Annotated in this window: 19 protein-coding genes; 10 read left to right on the top strand and 9 right to left on the bottom strand. The window is 71.5% G+C overall.

The annotated features are described in order from the left end of the window. Positions 1-13 precede the first annotated feature (13 nt). Positions 14-502, top strand: coding sequence for a GNAT family N-acetyltransferase (locus tag ACZ4QV_RS10170; protein WP_361149354.1), 489 nt, complete (start codon positions 14-16; stop codon positions 500-502). Between the two features lie 76 nt (positions 503-578). On the opposite strand, the gene ACZ4QV_RS10165 is transcribed toward ACZ4QV_RS10170, so the two are convergent. Beyond that, positions 579-1,526: an SMP-30/gluconolactonase/LRE family protein gene (locus ACZ4QV_RS10165; protein WP_361584454.1), complete on the bottom strand. Its 948-nt coding sequence runs from the start codon at positions 1,524-1,526 to the stop codon at positions 579-581. 134 nt (positions 1,527-1,660) lie between these two features. Between ACZ4QV_RS10165 and ACZ4QV_RS10160 the strand changes: the two genes are divergently transcribed. Further along, positions 1,661-2,215 (top strand): PH domain-containing protein, encoded by a 555-nt coding sequence (locus tag ACZ4QV_RS10160; protein WP_361149360.1) that lies wholly within the window; start codon positions 1,661-1,663, stop codon positions 2,213-2,215. Here ACZ4QV_RS10160 and ACZ4QV_RS10155 read toward each other — a convergent pair. The 4 genes from ACZ4QV_RS10155 to ACZ4QV_RS10140 all read right to left on the bottom strand — a co-directional run bounded on the left by ACZ4QV_RS10155 (position 2,212) and on the right by ACZ4QV_RS10140 (position 5,453). Continuing rightward, a complete protein-coding gene (locus ACZ4QV_RS10155) occupies positions 2,212-2,916 on the bottom strand; it encodes a pyridoxine/pyridoxamine 5'-phosphate oxidase (RefSeq protein WP_361584520.1) in 705 nt (234 codons plus the stop codon). The two genes, ACZ4QV_RS10160 and ACZ4QV_RS10155, sit on opposite strands and share 4 nt — an antisense overlap. A 99-nt stretch (positions 2,917-3,015) precedes the next feature. Next, entirely contained in the window at positions 3,016-3,747 is a 732-nt protein-coding gene (locus ACZ4QV_RS10150; protein WP_361149361.1) for a S1 family peptidase, read from the bottom strand. A gap of 29 nt (positions 3,748-3,776) precedes the next feature. Beyond that, positions 3,777-5,084, bottom strand: coding sequence for an FAD-dependent monooxygenase (locus ACZ4QV_RS10145; RefSeq protein WP_361584458.1), 1,308 nt, complete (start codon positions 5,082-5,084; stop codon positions 3,777-3,779). Between the two features lie 78 nt (positions 5,085-5,162). Continuing rightward, positions 5,163-5,453 carry a hypothetical protein gene (locus ACZ4QV_RS10140; protein WP_361584460.1) on the bottom strand — a complete coding sequence of 97 codons (291 nt, stop codon included), beginning with the start codon at positions 5,451-5,453 and terminating at the stop codon, positions 5,163-5,165. Positions 5,454-5,535: 82 nt separating this feature from the next. Between ACZ4QV_RS10140 and ACZ4QV_RS10135 the strand changes: the two genes are divergently transcribed. Both ACZ4QV_RS10135 and ACZ4QV_RS10130 read left to right on the top strand, forming a co-directional pair. Beyond that, positions 5,536-6,348, top strand: coding sequence for a helix-turn-helix domain-containing protein (locus tag ACZ4QV_RS10135; RefSeq protein ID WP_361584463.1), 813 nt, complete (start codon positions 5,536-5,538; stop codon positions 6,346-6,348). Next, positions 6,345-6,530, top strand: coding sequence for a DUF397 domain-containing protein (locus ACZ4QV_RS10130; protein ID WP_361879118.1), 186 nt, complete (start codon positions 6,345-6,347; stop codon positions 6,528-6,530). The genes ACZ4QV_RS10135 and ACZ4QV_RS10130 overlap by 4 nt, the downstream gene beginning before the upstream one ends. On the opposite strand, the gene ACZ4QV_RS10125 is transcribed toward ACZ4QV_RS10130, so the two are convergent. Continuing rightward, the gene (locus ACZ4QV_RS10125; RefSeq protein ID WP_361149374.1) at positions 6,520-7,176 is read right to left on the bottom strand and encodes a hypothetical protein; all 657 of its coding nucleotides are present in this window, start codon (positions 7,174-7,176) and stop codon (positions 6,520-6,522) included. The genes ACZ4QV_RS10130 and ACZ4QV_RS10125 overlap by 11 nt on opposite strands. Positions 7,177-7,427: 251 nt before the next feature. Here ACZ4QV_RS10125 and ACZ4QV_RS10120 point away from each other — a divergent pair, with 251 nt between their 5' ends. After that, positions 7,428-8,195, top strand: coding sequence for a VOC family protein (locus ACZ4QV_RS10120; protein WP_361149377.1), 768 nt, complete (start codon positions 7,428-7,430; stop codon positions 8,193-8,195). Between the two features lie 114 nt (positions 8,196-8,309). On the opposite strand, the gene ACZ4QV_RS10115 is transcribed toward ACZ4QV_RS10120, so the two are convergent. Next, positions 8,310-9,305, bottom strand: coding sequence for an ALF repeat-containing protein (locus ACZ4QV_RS10115; protein ID WP_467762764.1), 996 nt, complete (start codon positions 9,303-9,305; stop codon positions 8,310-8,312). 64 nt (positions 9,306-9,369) lie between these two features. Here ACZ4QV_RS10115 and ACZ4QV_RS10110 point away from each other — a divergent pair, with 64 nt between their 5' ends. Beyond that, on the top strand, positions 9,370-10,167 hold the full coding sequence (locus tag ACZ4QV_RS10110; protein WP_361149383.1) for an alpha/beta fold hydrolase: 798 nt from the start codon (positions 9,370-9,372) through the stop codon (positions 10,165-10,167). Positions 10,168-10,255: 88 nt separating this feature from the next. Then, the gene (locus tag ACZ4QV_RS10105; protein WP_467762763.1) at positions 10,256-10,972 is read left to right on the top strand and encodes a hypothetical protein; all 717 of its coding nucleotides are present in this window, start codon (positions 10,256-10,258) and stop codon (positions 10,970-10,972) included. Positions 10,973-11,067: 95 nt separating this feature from the next. On the opposite strand, the gene ACZ4QV_RS10100 is transcribed toward ACZ4QV_RS10105, so the two are convergent. Further along, on the bottom strand, positions 11,068-12,261 hold the full coding sequence (locus ACZ4QV_RS10100; RefSeq protein WP_361584479.1) for a thiolase C-terminal domain-containing protein: 1,194 nt from the start codon (positions 12,259-12,261) through the stop codon (positions 11,068-11,070). A gap of 149 nt (positions 12,262-12,410) precedes the next feature. Between ACZ4QV_RS10100 and ACZ4QV_RS10095 the strand changes: the two genes are divergently transcribed. Further along, positions 12,411-13,700, top strand: coding sequence for an acyl-CoA dehydrogenase family protein (locus ACZ4QV_RS10095; protein ID WP_467762762.1), 1,290 nt, complete (start codon positions 12,411-12,413; stop codon positions 13,698-13,700). A gap of 32 nt (positions 13,701-13,732) precedes the next feature. Next, a complete protein-coding gene (locus ACZ4QV_RS10090) occupies positions 13,733-14,206 on the top strand; it encodes a nitroreductase family deazaflavin-dependent oxidoreductase (RefSeq protein WP_467762814.1) in 474 nt (157 codons plus the stop codon). 335 nt (positions 14,207-14,541) lie between these two features. Here ACZ4QV_RS10090 and ACZ4QV_RS10085 read toward each other — a convergent pair whose 3' ends face one another. Beyond that, positions 14,542-15,189: a TetR family transcriptional regulator gene (locus tag ACZ4QV_RS10085; protein ID WP_361149396.1), complete on the bottom strand. Its 648-nt coding sequence runs from the start codon at positions 15,187-15,189 to the stop codon at positions 14,542-14,544. Positions 15,190-15,579: 390 nt separating this feature from the next. Between ACZ4QV_RS10085 and ACZ4QV_RS10080 the strand changes: the two genes are divergently transcribed. Further along, positions 15,580-16,344 (top strand): VOC family protein, encoded by a 765-nt coding sequence (locus ACZ4QV_RS10080; RefSeq protein WP_467762761.1) that lies wholly within the window; start codon positions 15,580-15,582, stop codon positions 16,342-16,344. Positions 16,345-16,382 lie beyond the last annotated feature (38 nt).

Raw genomic sequence — 16,382 nt, 5'->3', positions numbered from 1 at the left:
CATGCTGGCGCGCGTGCTGATCCGAGAAGCGAACGCGGCCGACTGGCCCGCGATCTGGCCGTTCTTCCGTGCCATCGTCGCGGCCGGCGAAACGTACACCTACGACCGCGACACGGACGAGGCGACCAGCCGTGCGATGTGGATGCTCGATCCGCCGAGTCGCACGGTCGTCGCCGTGGACGACGGCGGTACGGTCCTCGGCACGGCCAAGATGAACGCCAACCACATGGGCGGCGGCGCCCACATCGCGAGCGCGTCCTTCATGGTCGATCCGGCCCACGGCGGCCGCGGAGTGGGCCGCGCGCTCGGCGAGTACGCCGTCGGCTGGGCCCGTACGAGCGGCTTCCGGGCCATGCAGTTCAACGCGGTGGTCGAGACCAACACCCATGCCGTCGCCCTCTGGAGGTCCCTCGGCTTCGAGATCATGACGACCCTTCCCGAGGGTTTCCTGCACCCCACCGAGGGCTACGTCGGGCTGCACATCATGTATCGGCGCTTCTGACGGCACACGGCACACGGCACACGGCCGTGACCCGCGACCCACGGCCCACGACCGCCGAACCGTGCGGCGCGGGCCGTCAGCCGTCCGCAGTGATGACTTCGTACTGCTTCGCCGTGGGCGGGATGCCCGTGTGGAGCTTGGCGTTGACCAGGGCGAGCGTGCTTCCGAAACGCGCCGCCGTCGACGGGGTCCGGAACAGCCCCGACCTGATCGTCTTTTTCGCCTTCCCGCTGTTCAAAGGCCCGTTGAGCGTGACCCGCCGCACCTGGCCGAGGAAGCCCTGGACGGCCCACACCGTGCGTCCGTGCAGCACGATGCCGTCGACCCCCGGTACGGACACCCCGGAGACGGCCGTACTGCGCCCGCTCGCGGGATCGACGGTGAAGAGGGCGCCCTTGGAGGAGTGCGCGACGATCAGCGTCCGCCCGTCGGGCGTGGCCTGGATGCCGTTGAGGTTGAACCGGCCGGCGAGGACGGCGGCCGGGCCGCTGACGCGGAGGGCGGTGTGGTGGCCGAGCCGCCCGCGCCGGTCGACGGGTACGAAGTAGAGCCGGGGCCGGGAGGAGTCGGTGAACCAGGCGCCGTAGCGGGTCAGGACCACGTCGTTGACGAACGTCGTGCCCGCGGGGCCGAACCGGTAGCTCGCCACCGTGCGCCCCGTCCCGGTGTCGTAGACGTACGCCCGCCCGGTCCGGCCGCCGCCGACGAACAGCAGGTCGTGTCGGGGGTGTGCCTTCATGCCGAGGGCGTGACGGCCGCGCGGCGCGTCGATGAAGCGGGCGGCGGTACCCGCCTCGATGTCGCCGCGGTAGATGTCGCCACCGAAGTAGTCGCCCGCGTAGAAGGTGGAACCGCGCCCGGCGGCGATGCCCTCCGCCGAGGTGGCGCCCGGCAGCACGATCGTCTTCCCGTGCGCCGCCGCCTGCCCCCGTGCCGGTGCCGGTACCGTCGCCCCGGCCAGGGTGGCGAGCACCAACAGGGGCAGCAGCCCGCGCCGCACCGGGCTCCCGGTCGTACGGCGCATCGGCAGTTCTCCCTCACCTCGGACGGGACCGCTGTATCTCCCGGCACCGTAACGGCGGGGCGCGCGCGGCGCCGTCCTGGTTGGCCCGAATGCCGTAGGGAGGGCCGGGTATGGGCGGGACGTAGGGTGAATGGGTGGAAACGATCGAGTACCGACCCGCGTCCCGCTGGTGGCAGTGGATCGCCCTGGCCTTCGCCTTCGTCGGCGGGGTCGTCCCGCTGTGCGTGGTCACCTTCGGCATGGGGTGGCAGGAGTTCGGGCGCCGCTTCTACGCGGAGCCGCGCGGCAGTGACCTGCGCGAGCTGACCGTCGCGCTCGGAGTGTTCGTGCCGCTTTCCCTCGTCCTGTACTACTGCACCGCCAGCCGTACGTACGTCGGCGACGAAGGCATACGGGTCAGGTCTCCGCTGCGGCGGCGACGCATCGCCTGGCGTGACGTCGCGGGCGTCGGCGTCGACCGCCACGAGGGCACGTCCCTCTACGGCCGTAAGGGCACGCCTCACCACCGCATACGGCTGGACCTGGTGAACGGCGAAAGGATTTTCCTGCCCGCCCCGGTCAAGGAGGAGTTCGACTCGGCCATGGAGGCCGCCAAGGGGGAGGTCATCCGCCGCTGGAAGGCCGCGACGGTACCGGCGCGGGAGGGCGTCGGCCCGGTCTACGGCCAGAAAGGTTCCGGCCCGGCCTAGGGCCAGAGGAGTTCGCGGGTCCAGGCCCCGTTCTCGTCCGCACGGCGGTAGTTGACACGTACGTGCCGTCGGCGGGCGTCGCCCTGGAAGAACTCCACCTCGTCGGGGCGCAGGACGTACAGGGTCCAGCTCGGTACAGGGGCGGTCGGCTCCGCCTGGGCGCGGGCCCAGGCGGCCTCCGAGGCACGTTCCAGTTCGGCGTACGAGGCGAGGACTTCACTCTGGTGGCCGACGAGGGCGGCGGCCAGCGCGCCCGTCGAGCGGCGGTGGAGGTCGGCCGCGCTCTCCTCCGGACCCGCCTCGGTGACCCGGCCCCGTACGCGGACCTGGCGGCCGAGGCCCGCCCAGTAGAAGCCGAGGGCGGCGCGCGGGCGGTCGGCGAGTTCGCGGCCCTTGCGGCTGCCGCGGTGGGTGGCGAAGTGCCAGCCGCGCTCGTCGGCGTCGTGCAGCATCAGGGTGCGGACGTTCGGATCGCCGGACGCGTCCGCCGTCGCGAGCGTCATGGTGTGCGGCTCGGGCACGCCCGCCTCCGCGGCCTCCCGCAGCCACTGCCGGAAGAACGGCAGCGGGTCGGCCGGGGCGTGCGCCGGGTCGGGGTCGATGCCGGGCAGCTCGCAGTCCCAGACGCGGAGGGAGCGGAGGAGGGCGTGGAAGCGCTCGTCGGAGTCCGGGCCCGCGCCCGTACCCGTACCCGTGTCCATGTGCGGGGGCGCGTTCTCTGCCGGGTGTTCGACCATGGCCGGCAGCCTAGTCCGCCGGTCTGCGGGCGGCGGACCAGGCAGTGCCTGTCGCGAGTCGCCCTAGCGGCGGATGACCGAACGGATCCAGGCGAGTTGCTGGGAGACCTCTCCGGCCTGGGCGACCGTCTCCCGGTCCGAGCCGTTGAAGACGCCGAGGAGCGTTTCGCTGCCCTGCGCCCCGATGCTCATCACCGGACCGCCGGAGTCGCCGCCGGCCGGAATCCCGGTCACCTTCTCCATGCAGAAGTCGGGGCCGCCCGGTGCCGTGTAGCCCTTGCAGCGGCGGTCGTCCGGTCGCACGATCCGAAGGTCCGACTGCTTGAGCACGGGGGACTGGCAGGCGTTCTCGTCGTCGGTGCAGGTGGCGCCCCACCCGTACTGCCGCACGGTCTGGCCGACGCGGACGCCGGTCGTGGCCAGGCGCGCCGTGGGGATGTTCATCTTCGGGACCTTGACGAGCATCATGTCGGCGGTGCTGCCCACCCGCTTGCCGGGCAGCGGCCGGACCGTGGTGCCCTTGCGCATGTCGAGGTTGCCGACCCGGAAGGAGATCCGCTTGTCGGCGACCGGCTGCGCCTGCTCGTAGAAGCAGTGCGAGGCGGTGAGTATCCACTGGGGGGCGACCGCCGTCCCCGTACAGGTGGGCTGGCCGTCGATGAGCATGCGTACCGCCCATGGGCCGTAGGTGCTCTTCGCCCCGCCGATGACGGCGGAGGCCGGTGCGGACCAGATCACCGAACCTGTCAGCAGCAGTGCGGCCGTCAACAGCAGCACACGAACTCGACGCACCATCCGAACAACTCCTCCACCTGACCGGGCCCTTACGGGTGAAGAGATGACCCGCCGGGGCAAAAGGTTCCGGCTTGCGCCGATGTGAGAGCCGGGGCCGGTGCTGGGGCCGGGCGGTGGGTGCCGTACGGCTTGAGGGTGATCGCGTGGGCGCAGCGCTGTACGTCCTCGGCGAGCTTCTTCGCCACGTAGTTCTTCCACGGCAGGTGGGGCAGCATCCGCAGCATCACGTGCCGGAACCGGATGGCGGCCCGGGAGGTGGGCGTCATCTGCGGTACGAACTTCTCCGCCATCCGCTGGTTCGCCGTGACGTACGGGCGCATCTCCCCCTCGTAGCGCGCGAAGCCCGTACGGGGGTCGCCGCCCGCCGCCGCGAGTTCCCCGGCCAGTACGTACGCGCCGACCAGCGCCATCCCCGTCCCCTGCCCCGACGCGGGTGACGCGCAGTGCGCGGCGTCGCCCAGCAGCACCACGCGCCCGCGCGACCAGCGGTCCATTTCGATCAGGTCGAGCCCGTCGAGATAGAAGTCGGTGGCGGCGCGGGAGGCTTCGAGGAGGCGCGGCACCTGCCAGCCGACGCCTTCGAAGGCGGTTGCCAGCAGCGCGCGTTGGCCGTCCGCGTCGCGGGGGTCGTAGTCCAGCCGGGGCGAACGGAAGCAGAGCCACGCCTTGGCGCCGTTGGCGCCGTGTTCACCGGACGCGCTGTACGTGCAGATGAGGCGGCCGGGCGTGAGGTGATACAACTCCTCGCCGGGTGCCGCCAACCCGTCCGGAATGCTGAAGGCCGCTATGTACGCGCCGATGCGCCTCAGGTAGCGCGACTCGTCGCCGAAGGCCAGGCGGCGGACGGTGGAGTGCAGGCCGTCCGCGCCGACGACCAGGTCGAAACGGCGCGGCGTCCCGCGTTCGAAGGTGACGTTCACACCCGTGCCGTCGTCCGTGAGCGAGCTGATCGAGTCGCCGAAGACATACTCCACGTCGTCGCGCGTGCGGGCGTGGAGGATACGGGTCAGGTTGCCGCGCATGATCTCGTCGTCGCCGTCCACCCGGGCGCCGAAGATGTCGGCGGGCAGCGTGGCCACCCGCCGCCCGTCGTCGTTCACGTACGCGCCGGTGCGCATGTCCGTACTGGCGCGCCGGATCTCCGGCAGTACGCCCATCCGGTCCGCGACCTCGATCGCGACGCCGCGCAGGTCGACCTTGTAGCCGCCGGTCCGGAGTACTGGCGCGCGCTCCACGACGGTTACGGCGTAGCCGTAGCGGTGCAGCCAGTAGGCGAGGGCGGGGCCGCCGATGCCGGCGCCGGAGATGAGGGCGTGGGGACGGGATGTCGAGGTCACGCAGCGACTATACGAGCGTCATATACGCTTGTCTATGACGCTTGTTTAGGTTCCCGCTGCTCACGGTGCGTGACATGTTCAAGGCAGGCGGCGGCCCCGGCTGTCCGCCACGCGCACGGCGTCGCTGAGCGATTCGGTGAGGCGGTTGGTGATGAACAGCAGTTCCGCGCGCTCGGGCGGCTGCTCCCTGTTCAGGGCCGCGCGCGAATGGTCCAAGAGCTGCACTGCCATGGAGAGTTGCATCTCCTCCAGCCCGTCGGCCAGGTCGGTCACGGGGCCGCGTCCTTCGCTGATCACGTAGCAGGGCTTGCCGTCCTGACCGGCCCAGGGGAGGAGGCGTGGCTCTCGGGGGTGGTTTTCGGTCGTCATGGCTTCAATGGTCGGCATGTGTGCGTAGCGTCACCAGAGAGAAAGCGTCCACAAGGCGGGTTGTAGGGAGGAGTTGGTCATCGTGGCCGTTTGGATGGAGCCGTCACCGGCGCGGGAGCACGTCGGAGGGCTCATCAAGCATTTCCGTCAGCGCACAGGCATGACGCAGAAGCGGCTGGCCTACGAGACGCATGTCTCCGAGTCGCTGGAGGGGGCGTACGAGCGAGGGGAGCGCATCCCGAGCGCCGGGTTCCTGATCGATGCAGACCGACACATGGCGGCCGGCGGAGTGTTGGAGACGTGCGTGAAGCTGATGGAGCAGGAATCCAGCCGTGCACAGTATCTGGAGTGGCGGCTGTTGGAAGCTGAGGCGCTGAGCCTCAGCGGATACGTGGACACGGTGCTGCCTGGGCTGCTTCAGGCTCCTGATTACATGCGTGCGCTGTTCAGGTCGCGGGTTCCGGCCTTCAGCGCTGATGAGGTCGAACGCTTGATGCGCAGGCGGCTGGACAGGCAGCCCGTGCTTCTCCGAAACCCTGCCCCAACCGTGAGTTTCGTAGTGGAGCAGTCGGCGTTGGAGCGGCCGCTCGGGGGGAAGCAAGTCCTCAAAGGGGCTTTGCTCCACGTCCTGGAGACCGTCCGCGCCCTGAGTCACGTCACGCTACAAGTGATGCCCACGAACGTGGAGACGCACTCTGGACTCGAAGGTTCACTGCAGTTGCTGTCCTCCCCCGACGGGCGGAGGAGCGTCTACTTCGACGTGGAAGGGAAGGGTAAGTTGCTCACCAGGCCGGTCGAGTCCGTTCAGTACGTTGAGCAGTACGGTGCCATTCGTGCTCAGGCACTCTCCCCGGCGAAGTCCCTGGACCTGATCGAGAGACTGGCAGGTGAATGATGAACGTCGCACTGGCCTGGCGGAAGTCCAGCTACAGCAGCGAACAATCCGCCGACACCAATTGTGTCGAGATCGCCACCACCCCCACCACCATCCACATACGCGACTCCAAGAACAAGACCGGCCCCGCCCTCTCCGTACCCCCCACCTCCTGGGCCGACTTCCTCCGCCTCATCTCGTAGCGCGGGACGCGTCGTACTCGATGACGCGTTCGTTCATGGCTTGCAGGTGGTCGTCCCAGGAGTAGACCCGCCGGAGGCTGTAGCCGCCCTTGCCGGCCGGTTCGCGGACGATCACGTCCTGGCCTGAGAGTTCGACGGACAGGGGTGTCACTCCGGCGTCCATGATCTGGGTGACCACCCCGTCCTTCGCGGTGAACCCCCACAGGAACAGAAACGTTTTCCCGGACTCGATGCCGAGCAGCAGCTCGTCCTTGCCGTCCCCGTTCAGGTCCCGGTACTGCGGCGCCAGTACGGGGCACCCCTTCTGCCCGGCGGCCCGGCACTCCCCGATCTTCCTGTGGGTGCCGTCCTCGTCCAGCGCGCCGGTCATGGACGCGACCTTGGCCTGCGCGACGGCCAGCGCCGAGACCCGGTGCATGTCACCGGACGGGACGCGCGGCGCCGACCGCAGCGGCGTCGGGCGCTCGGCGGAGTTCGGCTCGTACGTCTGCTCCGGCGCGGGCGTACGGCCGGGCCACAGCAGGGCAGGCGCCGATGCCCCCGCCGTACGCCCCGCACTCTTCGGCTCGCCCGTCCCGTCGCACCCGCTGACCAGCGCGCACGTGGCGGTCAGGGCGAGCGCCACGGCCGGCAGGGAACGGAGCATCGGTACGTCATTTCCGGTCGGGGCCTGAAGGGAGACGGCGGGCGGGGGCCACACCGCACATGATGTTGTCTGCCCTTTGTTGCGGCAATTCGGCGGCGGCGTAACGGCACGCCGTAGACGGAAGTGCGGTGGTGTTACGGGCCTGGAAATGTCCCCCGGATGTAGGACACTCCCTGTCCGCCATGGCGCCTAGCGTCGTTCTCGTCGGCCAGCGCGGCCACCCGGCCGCCCCGTACCGTGAGGAGCACGTCATGAGCCGTGTCACCGGCAATCAGCCCGACGGAACGCCCACCTGGATGGAGCTGGCCGTTCCCGACCTCGACCGTGCCATGGACTTCTACGGGGCGCTGTTCGGCTGGACGTACGAGACGGAAACCATGGAGGGCGGGCGGTACGCCGTCGCCCTCGTCGGCGGGCAGCGCGCCGCGGGCCTGATGGAACGGCCCGACGCGGCGGGCGGCGGGTGGACGATGTACATGGCGGTGGACGACTGCGACGGCACGGCCAAGCGGATCGCCGACGCGGGCGGCCGGGTGCTGTGGGGCCCGGTGGAGATCCGGGACTACGGACGGGCCGCGATCGCCGAGGACACCGTGGGGGCCCAGTTCGGGCTCTGGCAGGGGCGTACCCACGTCGGCTGCGAGATCGTCAACGAGCCCAACTCCCTCGTACGCAACGACCTGGTGGCGCCGCCCGCCCACGCCGCCCGGGCCCGCGACTTCTACGCGGCGGTCTTCGCCTACACGCTGGACGGCAACCCGGACATGCCGGGCGTCGACTTCACGTTCCTGCGCCGCCCGGACGGGCACGAGATCGGCGGGATCATGGGCGACGCGTCCGCCGGGGCCGCGAGCTGGGGGACATGCTTCGAGGTGGCGGACACGGACGCGGCGGTGGCGCGGGCGGCCGCGGCCGGCGGGACGGCGACCGAGCCGGAGGACACGGTGTACGTACGGCAGGCGCGGGTGACGGACCCGTTCGGTACGGAATTCGTGATCGGCGCGCGTCCGACGGCGTGAGGCTGCCGCCGCAGTCCACACAGCTTTGAGCAGCCCCGTACAGCCCGCGCAATCGCGCGCCCGGCGGCCGGCCACGGGGGACCGGCCGCCGGGCGCGCCTGCTTCCGTCGAAGGTCAGCCGCGCTCGGCGGCGGTGCGGCGGCGGCCCGCGACCATCAGGCCCGCGCCCGCGGCGACGGCGACGGCGGCGCCGCCCGCGGCCCACGGGGTGACCGGGCTGACGCCGGTCGCGGCCAGGCTGCTGCCACTGGTGCTGCTGTCGCTGCCGGTGGACGTGACGGCGGTGCCGGAGGCCGTGCCGGAGCCGGTGGTGCCGTGGCCGCCCGCGGGCTTGGAGTCGACGGCGGGCGTGACGTTCTTGCCGCCGCCCTTGGCGGCCTCGTCCTCGGCAGCCTTGTCCTTTGCTGCCTTCTCCTTCGCCGCCTTGTCCTTGGCCGCCTTGTCCTTGGCGGCCTTCTCCTCTTCCGCCTTCTTCGCGGCGGCCTCGTCCTTGGCGCGGGCCTCGTACTGGCCTACGTCGAGGAAGTGCTGAAGGGCCTCGGGCCCGGCCCACAGCGCCTCGTCGGCGGCGGCTCTGACGGCGGGGCCGCCGATGCTGGAAATCTGCACCGCGCGCACCCTGTTGTCCGCTTCGGTGGCCAGGGCCAGGCCCTCCTTCAGGAAGCGCACCCGGTCCTGCGGGGTCCCCTCAAGAGCCTTGGCGGCTGCTTTGTAGACGCTGGAGTCGGTGCTCTTGCCCGCGATGCTCCGCAGGATCGCCACCCTGTTGTCCTCGTCGCGGGCCTCGTACTGCCCTGTCTCCAGGAACTGGCGCAGGCCCTCGCGCGGACCCATGAGCGCCTTCCTGGCCTCCCGGGCCAGCGCGCGGCCGGGGTTCCCGTCCAGCATCCGCGCGACCGTGAGCAGGTCCTCCTTCATGCTCGACGTGTCCGCCGGCTTCTTCGCGGACGCGTCCGGCTCCGTCTGCGCGCCCTGGTCCGGCGCCGAGTTGGCGGTGGCCGGTGCCTCGGCGGCGAGCGCCGGGGAGGCGAACAGCACGGCCGGCGCGACGGCGGCAGCCGCCAGGAAGGCCGTGAGACGGGCCTGCTTCTTCATGTCTTGCACCAACATTTCCAGTAATGATCAAAAAATAACCTTTACAGGGTAAGGGGTGTCCGGGATTAGCGTGCCGGGCATGGGGACTTCGCAAGAACACCGCAGTCGGCTGCTCCTGGGCGGCCGTAGCCTCTCGTATCTCGATTTCGGCCCCGCCGACGGAAAACCTCTCCTCGCCTTGCACGGGCATTTCTCCGAAGGCCGCGGTTTCGCCGGGCTCGCCGCCGAACTCGCCCCGGAATGGCGGGTGATCGCCCCCGACCAGGGCGGCCACGGCGAGTCGGACCGTACCCCGGACCTTTCCCGTGAGGCGTACGTCGCCGACGCGATCGCGCTCCTCGATCATCTCGGCCTGTCGTCCGCCGTGGTGCTCGGACACTCCATGGGCGGCAAGAACGCGTACCACCTCGCCGCCCGGCATCCCGAGCGGGTCCGTGCGCTGATCAACGTGGACGACCCGGTCGTGATCACCGACACCGGCCCCAGCGGCATCGCCTTCTGCCTGGACTGGCCGCGCCAGGCACCGACCCGTGAGGCGCTGCTCGACGGCCTCGGCGCGGCGGCGCCGCTGATCGCCCCATGGCTGCGGCAGCAGGACGACGGCAGTTGGCGGCTACCGTTCGTGCCGGAGGACATCGTCGCGTCCGACTTGGGCGTGCGCGGTGACCACTGGCCGGTCTGGCTGGGCAGCGACTGTCCGGCCCTGCTCGTGCACGGCCGTACGAGCTTCTTGCTGACGCCGGAGCTGGCCCGGGAGATGGCCGGGCGTCGCCCGCGCACCCGCCGGGTCGAGCTGGACGCCGGGCACTTCATCCCGACCGAGGACCCGCAGGGGCTGGCCAGGGCGGTACGGGAGTTCCTGGGCACGCTTCGGTGAGCGGGGAACGGGTGAGGGGGCGGGTGCGAGGGTGTTACGGGCGGGGCCATAGTGGACAGAGGGGAGGAAATCTCCATAAGGTAAAGAAATGGCAAACTTCGTTGAATGCATAACCGATCCGGACGCCGCCGGTGAGCTGTGGTGCGGAGACCGCACGGTCGCCGTACTCGCCGCCCGCCCCCAGGGAGCGGTCGATGGGGCCGGAGGCGTCGAGGGCTCGGTCGCGCTGCTGGACCTGGGCGCCGACGACCCCGCCCTGCGCTTCGTCGCCGTCCTCGACTGCGCCGAGGACGCGATCCTGGTGCCCCTGTTGCAGGGGGCGACCGACGAGGTCCGCAAGGCGGGCGGCACGGCGCTGCGGTGGATCACGGAGGAGGACACGAGCCCCGGCAGGCCCGCGGTGGAGCTGGGTGCCCTCGAAAGCGGCGAGGTCTACCGGTGGTGGCGGCGCGGCCTGCCGGCCGGTGTCCCCGTGCGGGACGCGGCCGTACGGCAGTTCCCCTCCGAGGAGGAGGGGGTCGCGTTCCGTATCGGTACGGACGACGCCTGGTACGACGTCGAGTTGGACGACGCCCGCGCCCGCCTGGTCCACAACCGCGAAGAGGACAGCACCGCCGACGCGCTCACCGCCCTCACTTCCGCGGCCCTCCACGCGCTCGACACCGACCACCCCGGCCTCCGTACCGCCGAGGTCAACGCGGCACCCGACGACGAGGAACTCCACGCGGCCCTGCGCCGTCTGGGATTCGAGGCGACGGACTCGCGCGCCGTGGAGTACACGTTGGCGCTGGTGCAGGGCGGGTAAGGGGTGGGCCGGGCCGCCGCTTCACGGACGCGGCACGGCGTCGAGCGAGAGGGAGTAGTTGAAGGGGTAGTGGCTCACGGCCTCTGCCCCGTCCTCTACCCCCGCCCCAGCACCACCGTCCCCGACGAGCAGAACCAGCCGCCCGTCCCCGAGGCCACGGCCAGTTCCGGGAGGCTGCCGTCCGGCCGTCGTACCTGGCGGCCCTCGCCCGCCTCGCCGCGTAGCTGGCGTACCGCCTCGACCAGCAGGAACAGGCCGCGCATGCCGGGATGGCAGGCGGCCAGGCCGCCGCCGTCGGTGTTGACGGGGAGGGCGCCGTCGCGCAGCAGCCGGCCCTTTTCCACGAACGCGCCGCCCTCGCCCTTGGCGCAGAAGCCGAGGTCTTCCAGCGTCACCAGCGTCATGTAGGTGAAGGCGTCGTAGATCTCGGCCACGTCGATCTCCGACGGGCGCACTCCGGCCCGTTCGAAGGCGAGGCGGCCGGAGACGGCGGCAGGGGAGACGGTGAAGTCCTCCCATTCGGACATCGCGGAGTGCGACACGGCGGTGCCCGCGCCCAGGACGTGGACGGGCGGTTGGGCCAGGTCGCGTACGTACTCCTCGGCGGCCAGGAGGACCGCGCAGCCCCCGTCGGAGCGGATGCAGCAGTGGAGCTTGGTGAAGGGGTCGGCGATCAGCGGGCCGGACAGGACGTCGTCGACGGTGATGGGGTCCCGGTACATCGCGTCCGGGTTCGTGGCCGCGTTGGCCCGCGCCTGGACGGCGACCTCGGCGAGTTGGGCGAGGGTCGTGCCGTACTGGTGCATGTGGCGGCGCGCGGCCATGGCGTACTTGGCGACGAGGGTGTGGCCGTACGGCACCTCGTACTGGAGCGGGCCGCGGGCGCCGAAGGAGAGGCTGGCGGTACGGCGGCCGGCCTTGAGGTCGGCGCGCGCCGTGGACCCGTACACCAGCAGCACCGCGCGCGCCTGCCCGGCCGCGATCGCGTCCACGGCGTGCGCGGCCATCACCTCCCAGGTCGCGCCGCCCACCGACGTGGAGTCGGTCCAGGTGGGACGCAGCCCCAGGTACTCGGCGACCTCCACCGGCGCGAGGGTGCCGAGTCCGGCCGAGGCGAAGCCGTCGACGAGCGAGCGGTCCAGGCCGGAGTCGGCCAGCGCGCGGCGGGCGGCCTGGGCGTGCAGGGCGTACGGGGTGGGTCCGTCCACGCGTCCGCAGTCGGAGAGGGCGACACCGGCGATGACTACCTTGCGGGGGAATGCGGCGGTACTCCCTGGCGGTAGCGGCATGGACCTGACGGTACATCAGATAGCGGGCGGGGCGGGAGGGTGCGACAGCGGGGTGAGAAGTGCGCGTGAGGCTGGGAAAAGCGGTTCGGGGTACCTAACATGACGGGCCGTCAGGTCGTCGTACGGCCGTGACCGGGAGGAGTCCGCCGATGGATGCCGCGTTCACCGATGAGCAGGACGAGATCCGCCGTACGCTGCGGGAGCTGCTGCGGAAACGCTGCGGCTCCGACGACCTGCGGGCCGCCGTGCGCACCCCCGAGGGGTACGACCCCGACCTGTGGCGACAGCTCGCGCAGCATCTGGGGCTGCCGGGACTGGCACTGCCCACCGCGTACGGCGGCGTCGGCTGCGGGCCCACCGAGCTGGTGCTGGCCTGCGAGGAGACCGGGCGGGTGCTGCTGCCCTCGCCGCTGCTGCCCACCGCCGCCCTCGTCGCGCCGCTGGTGCTGGCGCTGGGGACGGAGGCGCAGCGTGCGGAGCTGCTGCCCGCCCTCGCGTCGGGAGAGCTGACGGGTGCGCTCGCCGTACCGGGCGGGCAGCTCGGCACGGCCCTCGCGCTCACCGCCCGTAACGGCGGGGACTGGGCGGGGGGCGGCCGGGCCGGCGGCATCCAGGCGCGGGAGTGCGGAGGGGGAGGGGGGCGCGGGACGGCGGGGGAGTGGCGGCTGTACGGGGAGGCCGCGCAGGTGCTGGGCGGGCACAGCGCGGGGCTGCTCCTGGTGGCCGCGCACGCGGGCGGCTATGCGCGCAGCCGGACGCTGCTGTTCGTCGTACAGGGGGACGCGCCCGGTGTGGCGCGGGTGCGGCAGACGGCGATGGACGAGACCCGGGCGCTGGGGGTCGTCCAACTGCGCGATGTACCCGCCTCGTTGCTGGGGGCGGAGGGCGCGGGCGGGGGGAATGGGCGGGTGGGGCGCGCGCTCGCGCAGGCGGGTGCCGGGGTCGCGGCGGCGCTGGCCGCCGAGGCGGTCGGGGCGGCGGGCGCGGCGTTGGAGCGGACCGTCGAGTACGTCAAGGTGCGGGAACAGTTCGGCCGGCCCATCGGGTCCTTCCAGGCCGTCCAGCACCGGCTGGCGGACCTGTACGTACAGGTGCAGGCCGCCCGGTCCGCGGTCTGTTACGCGGCGTGGGCGGTGGGCGGCCCGGCGGTAGGCGGCCCGGCGGAGGGCGGCCCGGCGGAGGGCGCCGAGCCCGGTGCCCCCGGCCTTGCGCTCGCGCACGCTCTGGAGACGCTGCGCGCGGTGGCCGGGGAGGCCATTCAGTTGCACGGCGGGATCGGCTTCACCTGGGAGCACGACGCCCACCTGTTCTTCAAGCGCGCGGCCTGCGACGAGCTGCTGTTCGGGCCCGTGCACCGGCTGCGGGCGCAGGCCGCCGAGACGGCGGGAGTGTTCGGGGACGGTGGGGGCGGCGAGCTGCGGGCGGAGGTATCGGCGTGAGGGCGCCCGGCGGCTCCGGAGCGTCCGCCCGGGTGAAGGCGTCCGGCAGGCGGGTGGTGCAGAAGGTGTCCGCGACGCGTGGCTTCGCGCGGGTGGCGCCGTACGTCGTCCCCGCCCTGGACCGTACGGTGCACCGGCTCACCAAAGGCAAGGTGCTGCTGAGCGCGCGGATGCTGCCCGGTGCGGTGCTGACGGCGACGGGCGCCCGGACCGGCCTGCCGCGGCGGACGCCGCTGGCGTGCCTGCCGGAGAAGGCCGGGACGTGGCTGCTGGTCGGCAGCAACTTCGGCCGCCCCGGGCACCCGGCCTGGACGGCCAACCTGCTGAAGCACCCGGAGGCCGAGATCAGTTGGCGGGGCCGGGACGTCCCCGTACGGGCCCGGCTGCTGACCGGTACGGAGCGGGCGCGGGCATGGGCGGCGGTGGTCGGGTTCTGGCCGCCGTACGCCGCGTACCAGGCGCGGGTCAGCCGGGAGATCCGGCTCTTCCGGCTGGAGTCGCGCTGAGCGCACGGGCTCACGGGTGCACGGGTGCACGGGTGCACGGGCGCACGGGCTCACGGGCGTACGGGCTCCGGGCGTCCGCGCGTCACGGCCCTGGGCGTCCGGGGGCTTGATGCTGCCCGCAGACGCGCACAGCGGGTGCCGGCCGGCCCCGAGGGGCGGACAACACCCGCTGTGACGTACAGCTATGGCAGGACGAGCGCGAACGAGAACCGTTCCGTGGGCTGTTTCGTGAGGTATTCCCGAGCTGTGTCGTGGCGCGGAACCGGGGTGCCGCGTGGGGTGAAACAGGAGGGCGAAATGTGGCCTGAGCCGTGTGCCGTGGAATGCGACCCGGGTTATTTGGTGGGCTTTTTCCCGGTGACGCCCAGGTGCACCAGAAGCGCCAGGTTCGGCTTCAATTCCTGCTGTTTGACACCCCAGCTCGTGAAACCCTTCTGATGAGCGGCGACCGCCGCCAGCATGGCGACGAGCGAACCGGCCATCGCGGCCGCACTGACGTCCTTGTCCACCTTGCCCTTGGCCTGGAGCTCCTTGATGGAGTCGGTAAGGGAGTTGGTGACGGCATTGAGGATCTTCATGCGGATCTTGTAGAACCGTTTGTCGCCCTCGGCGGCACCGAGGTCGACGACGCGCAGGATCGCGTCGTTCCGCCGCCAGAAGGAGAGGAATCCCTCGACGAGTTCCTCGGCCGCCTGCCGGCCCGACCGGCCCACCCAGGAGCGCCCGGCCACCAGGTCGGTCAGGCTCGCGCCCTCTTTGGCCATCTCCTCGGCGATTTCCAGTACCGCGCCCTCGACATCGGGGAAGTACTGGTAGAACGTCGCGGGCGAAGTGCCCGCTTTGCGGGCCACATCGATGACCTTGACGTCTCTGTACGGGGACGAACTGAGCATGTCGCTGAGGCAGTCGAGCAGCTTCTGCCGGGTCGCCTGTCCACGGCGCCCGGCGACTCTGCCGTCGACGGTCCGAACTTGTCCTGTCATGCCGTCAGCTTACCGAGGGGTGATCGGAGCGCGATTTGGCTGCCTGCAAATGGGGATGCGGGAGTTCGGCCGTATCGGTCCTGGCCGGCCCCGTGCGCGGGGCGGCCGGGGCGGGCCGGAGCGGGCCCTGAGGGCGGCTTGGCCCGAACAAGTGAATCGTATTGTCAACAGGCTGTGGACAACTTTTCCGGACCGGCGCGGACCGGGTTCCGGCGGGGGTGCGCGACCGTGCCGTACGGCATTGCGGGCGCGGAACAGATCATTGCGGACGGGGAACTGCTCATTGCCGGACGGCGGGGAATGTCCGGTAAGGAGCGTGATCGCAGAGAATTGGCAGAATGTTCGATTACTCTCCGGGCGCGCGGCAAGATCCAGGGCTAGTTTGGCCCCATGACTGCATTCGCGGCGGGCGCCCCGTGCTGGGCCGACGTCATGCTGCCCGATCTGGAAGCGGGCAAGAGGTTCTACGGAGAGCTGTTCGGCTGGACCTTCTCCGGCGGCGCCCCCGAGTCCGGCGGCTGCACCGAGGCGTACAAGGACGGCAGGGCGGCCGCCGGCCTGATGCCCAAGCGGGACGGCCGGATGCCCACCGCGTGGAACGTCTACTTCGCGACCCCGGACGCCGCCCGGACCAGCGCGCTGATTCTGCGGGCGGGCGGCCGGATCGTCACGGAGGCCGCGCCCGTCGGTGACTTGGGCACCATGCTGGTCGCCGCCGACCCCACCGGCGCGGTCTTCAGTATCTGGCAGGCCGGCACCCACCAGGGCTTCGGCGTGCAGCGCGAGTCCGGCGCGTACGTCTGGACGAGCCTGAGCACCCGCGACCCGGAGCGGGCCGACGCCTTCTACGAAGAGGTCTTCGGTTTCGAGAGCGTGGCCGACAGCCCGGCGGCGGACGAGCGCTTCCGGCCCTGGCGGCTGCCCGGCCAGGGCCGCGAGGTCGGCGGCCGGATCCTCATGGACGAGCACGCGCCCGCCGCGATGCCGCCGCACTTCACCGTCTGCTTCCTCGTCCCCGGAATGGACGACGCCGTACGGACCACCACCCGGCTCGGCGGCCGGGCCACGGTCGAACCGGTCGGCACGCCGGGCGGGCCGTTCGCGGTGCTCACCGACAACCAGGGGGCGGGCTTCGGCGTCATGGCCCCGAAGTAGGCGCTCACCGACCACAATTGAGGACGAGGACAGCTCCC

This window comes from Streptomyces sp. NPDC026394, from assembly GCF_055567735.1.
Note: the sequence above shows the minus strand (reverse complement) of the source record. Positions and strands in the feature narration are given on the sequence as shown.

Bases quoted from the DNA above. Each gene is read 5' to 3' on its own strand.
- ACZ4QV_RS10165 (WP_361584454.1), bottom strand. From the start codon at position 1,526: ATGCGCCGTACGACCGGGAGCCCGGTGCGGCGCGGGCTGCTGCCCCTG.
- ACZ4QV_RS10155 (WP_361584520.1), bottom strand. From the start codon at position 2,916: ATGGACACGGGTACGGGTACGGGCGCGGGCCCGGACTCCGACGAGCGC.
- ACZ4QV_RS10150 (WP_361149361.1), bottom strand. From the start codon at position 3,747: ATGGTGCGTCGAGTTCGTGTGCTGCTGTTGACGGCCGCACTGCTGCTG.
- ACZ4QV_RS10140 (WP_361584460.1), bottom strand. From the start codon at position 5,453: ATGACGACCGAAAACCACCCCCGAGAGCCACGCCTCCTCCCCTGGGCC.
- ACZ4QV_RS10130 (WP_361879118.1), top strand. From the start codon at position 6,345: ATGATGAACGTCGCACTGGCCTGGCGGAAGTCCAGCTACAGCAGCGAA.
- ACZ4QV_RS10125 (WP_361149374.1), bottom strand. From the start codon at position 7,176: ATGCTCCGTTCCCTGCCGGCCGTGGCGCTCGCCCTGACCGCCACGTGC.
- ACZ4QV_RS10120 (WP_361149377.1), top strand. From the start codon at position 7,428: ATGAGCCGTGTCACCGGCAATCAGCCCGACGGAACGCCCACCTGGATG.
- ACZ4QV_RS10115 (WP_467762764.1), bottom strand. From the start codon at position 9,305: ATGTTGGTGCAAGACATGAAGAAGCAGGCCCGTCTCACGGCCTTCCTG.
- ACZ4QV_RS10110 (WP_361149383.1), top strand. From the start codon at position 9,370: ATGGGGACTTCGCAAGAACACCGCAGTCGGCTGCTCCTGGGCGGCCGT.
- ACZ4QV_RS10105 (WP_467762763.1), top strand. From the start codon at position 10,256: ATGGCAAACTTCGTTGAATGCATAACCGATCCGGACGCCGCCGGTGAG.
- ACZ4QV_RS10100 (WP_361584479.1), bottom strand. From the start codon at position 12,261: ATGCCGCTACCGCCAGGGAGTACCGCCGCATTCCCCCGCAAGGTAGTC.
- ACZ4QV_RS10095 (WP_467762762.1), top strand. From the start codon at position 12,411: ATGGATGCCGCGTTCACCGATGAGCAGGACGAGATCCGCCGTACGCTG.
- ACZ4QV_RS10085 (WP_361149396.1), bottom strand. From the start codon at position 15,189: ATGACAGGACAAGTTCGGACCGTCGACGGCAGAGTCGCCGGGCGCCGT.
- ACZ4QV_RS10080 (WP_467762761.1), top strand. From the start codon at position 15,580: ATGACTGCATTCGCGGCGGGCGCCCCGTGCTGGGCCGACGTCATGCTG.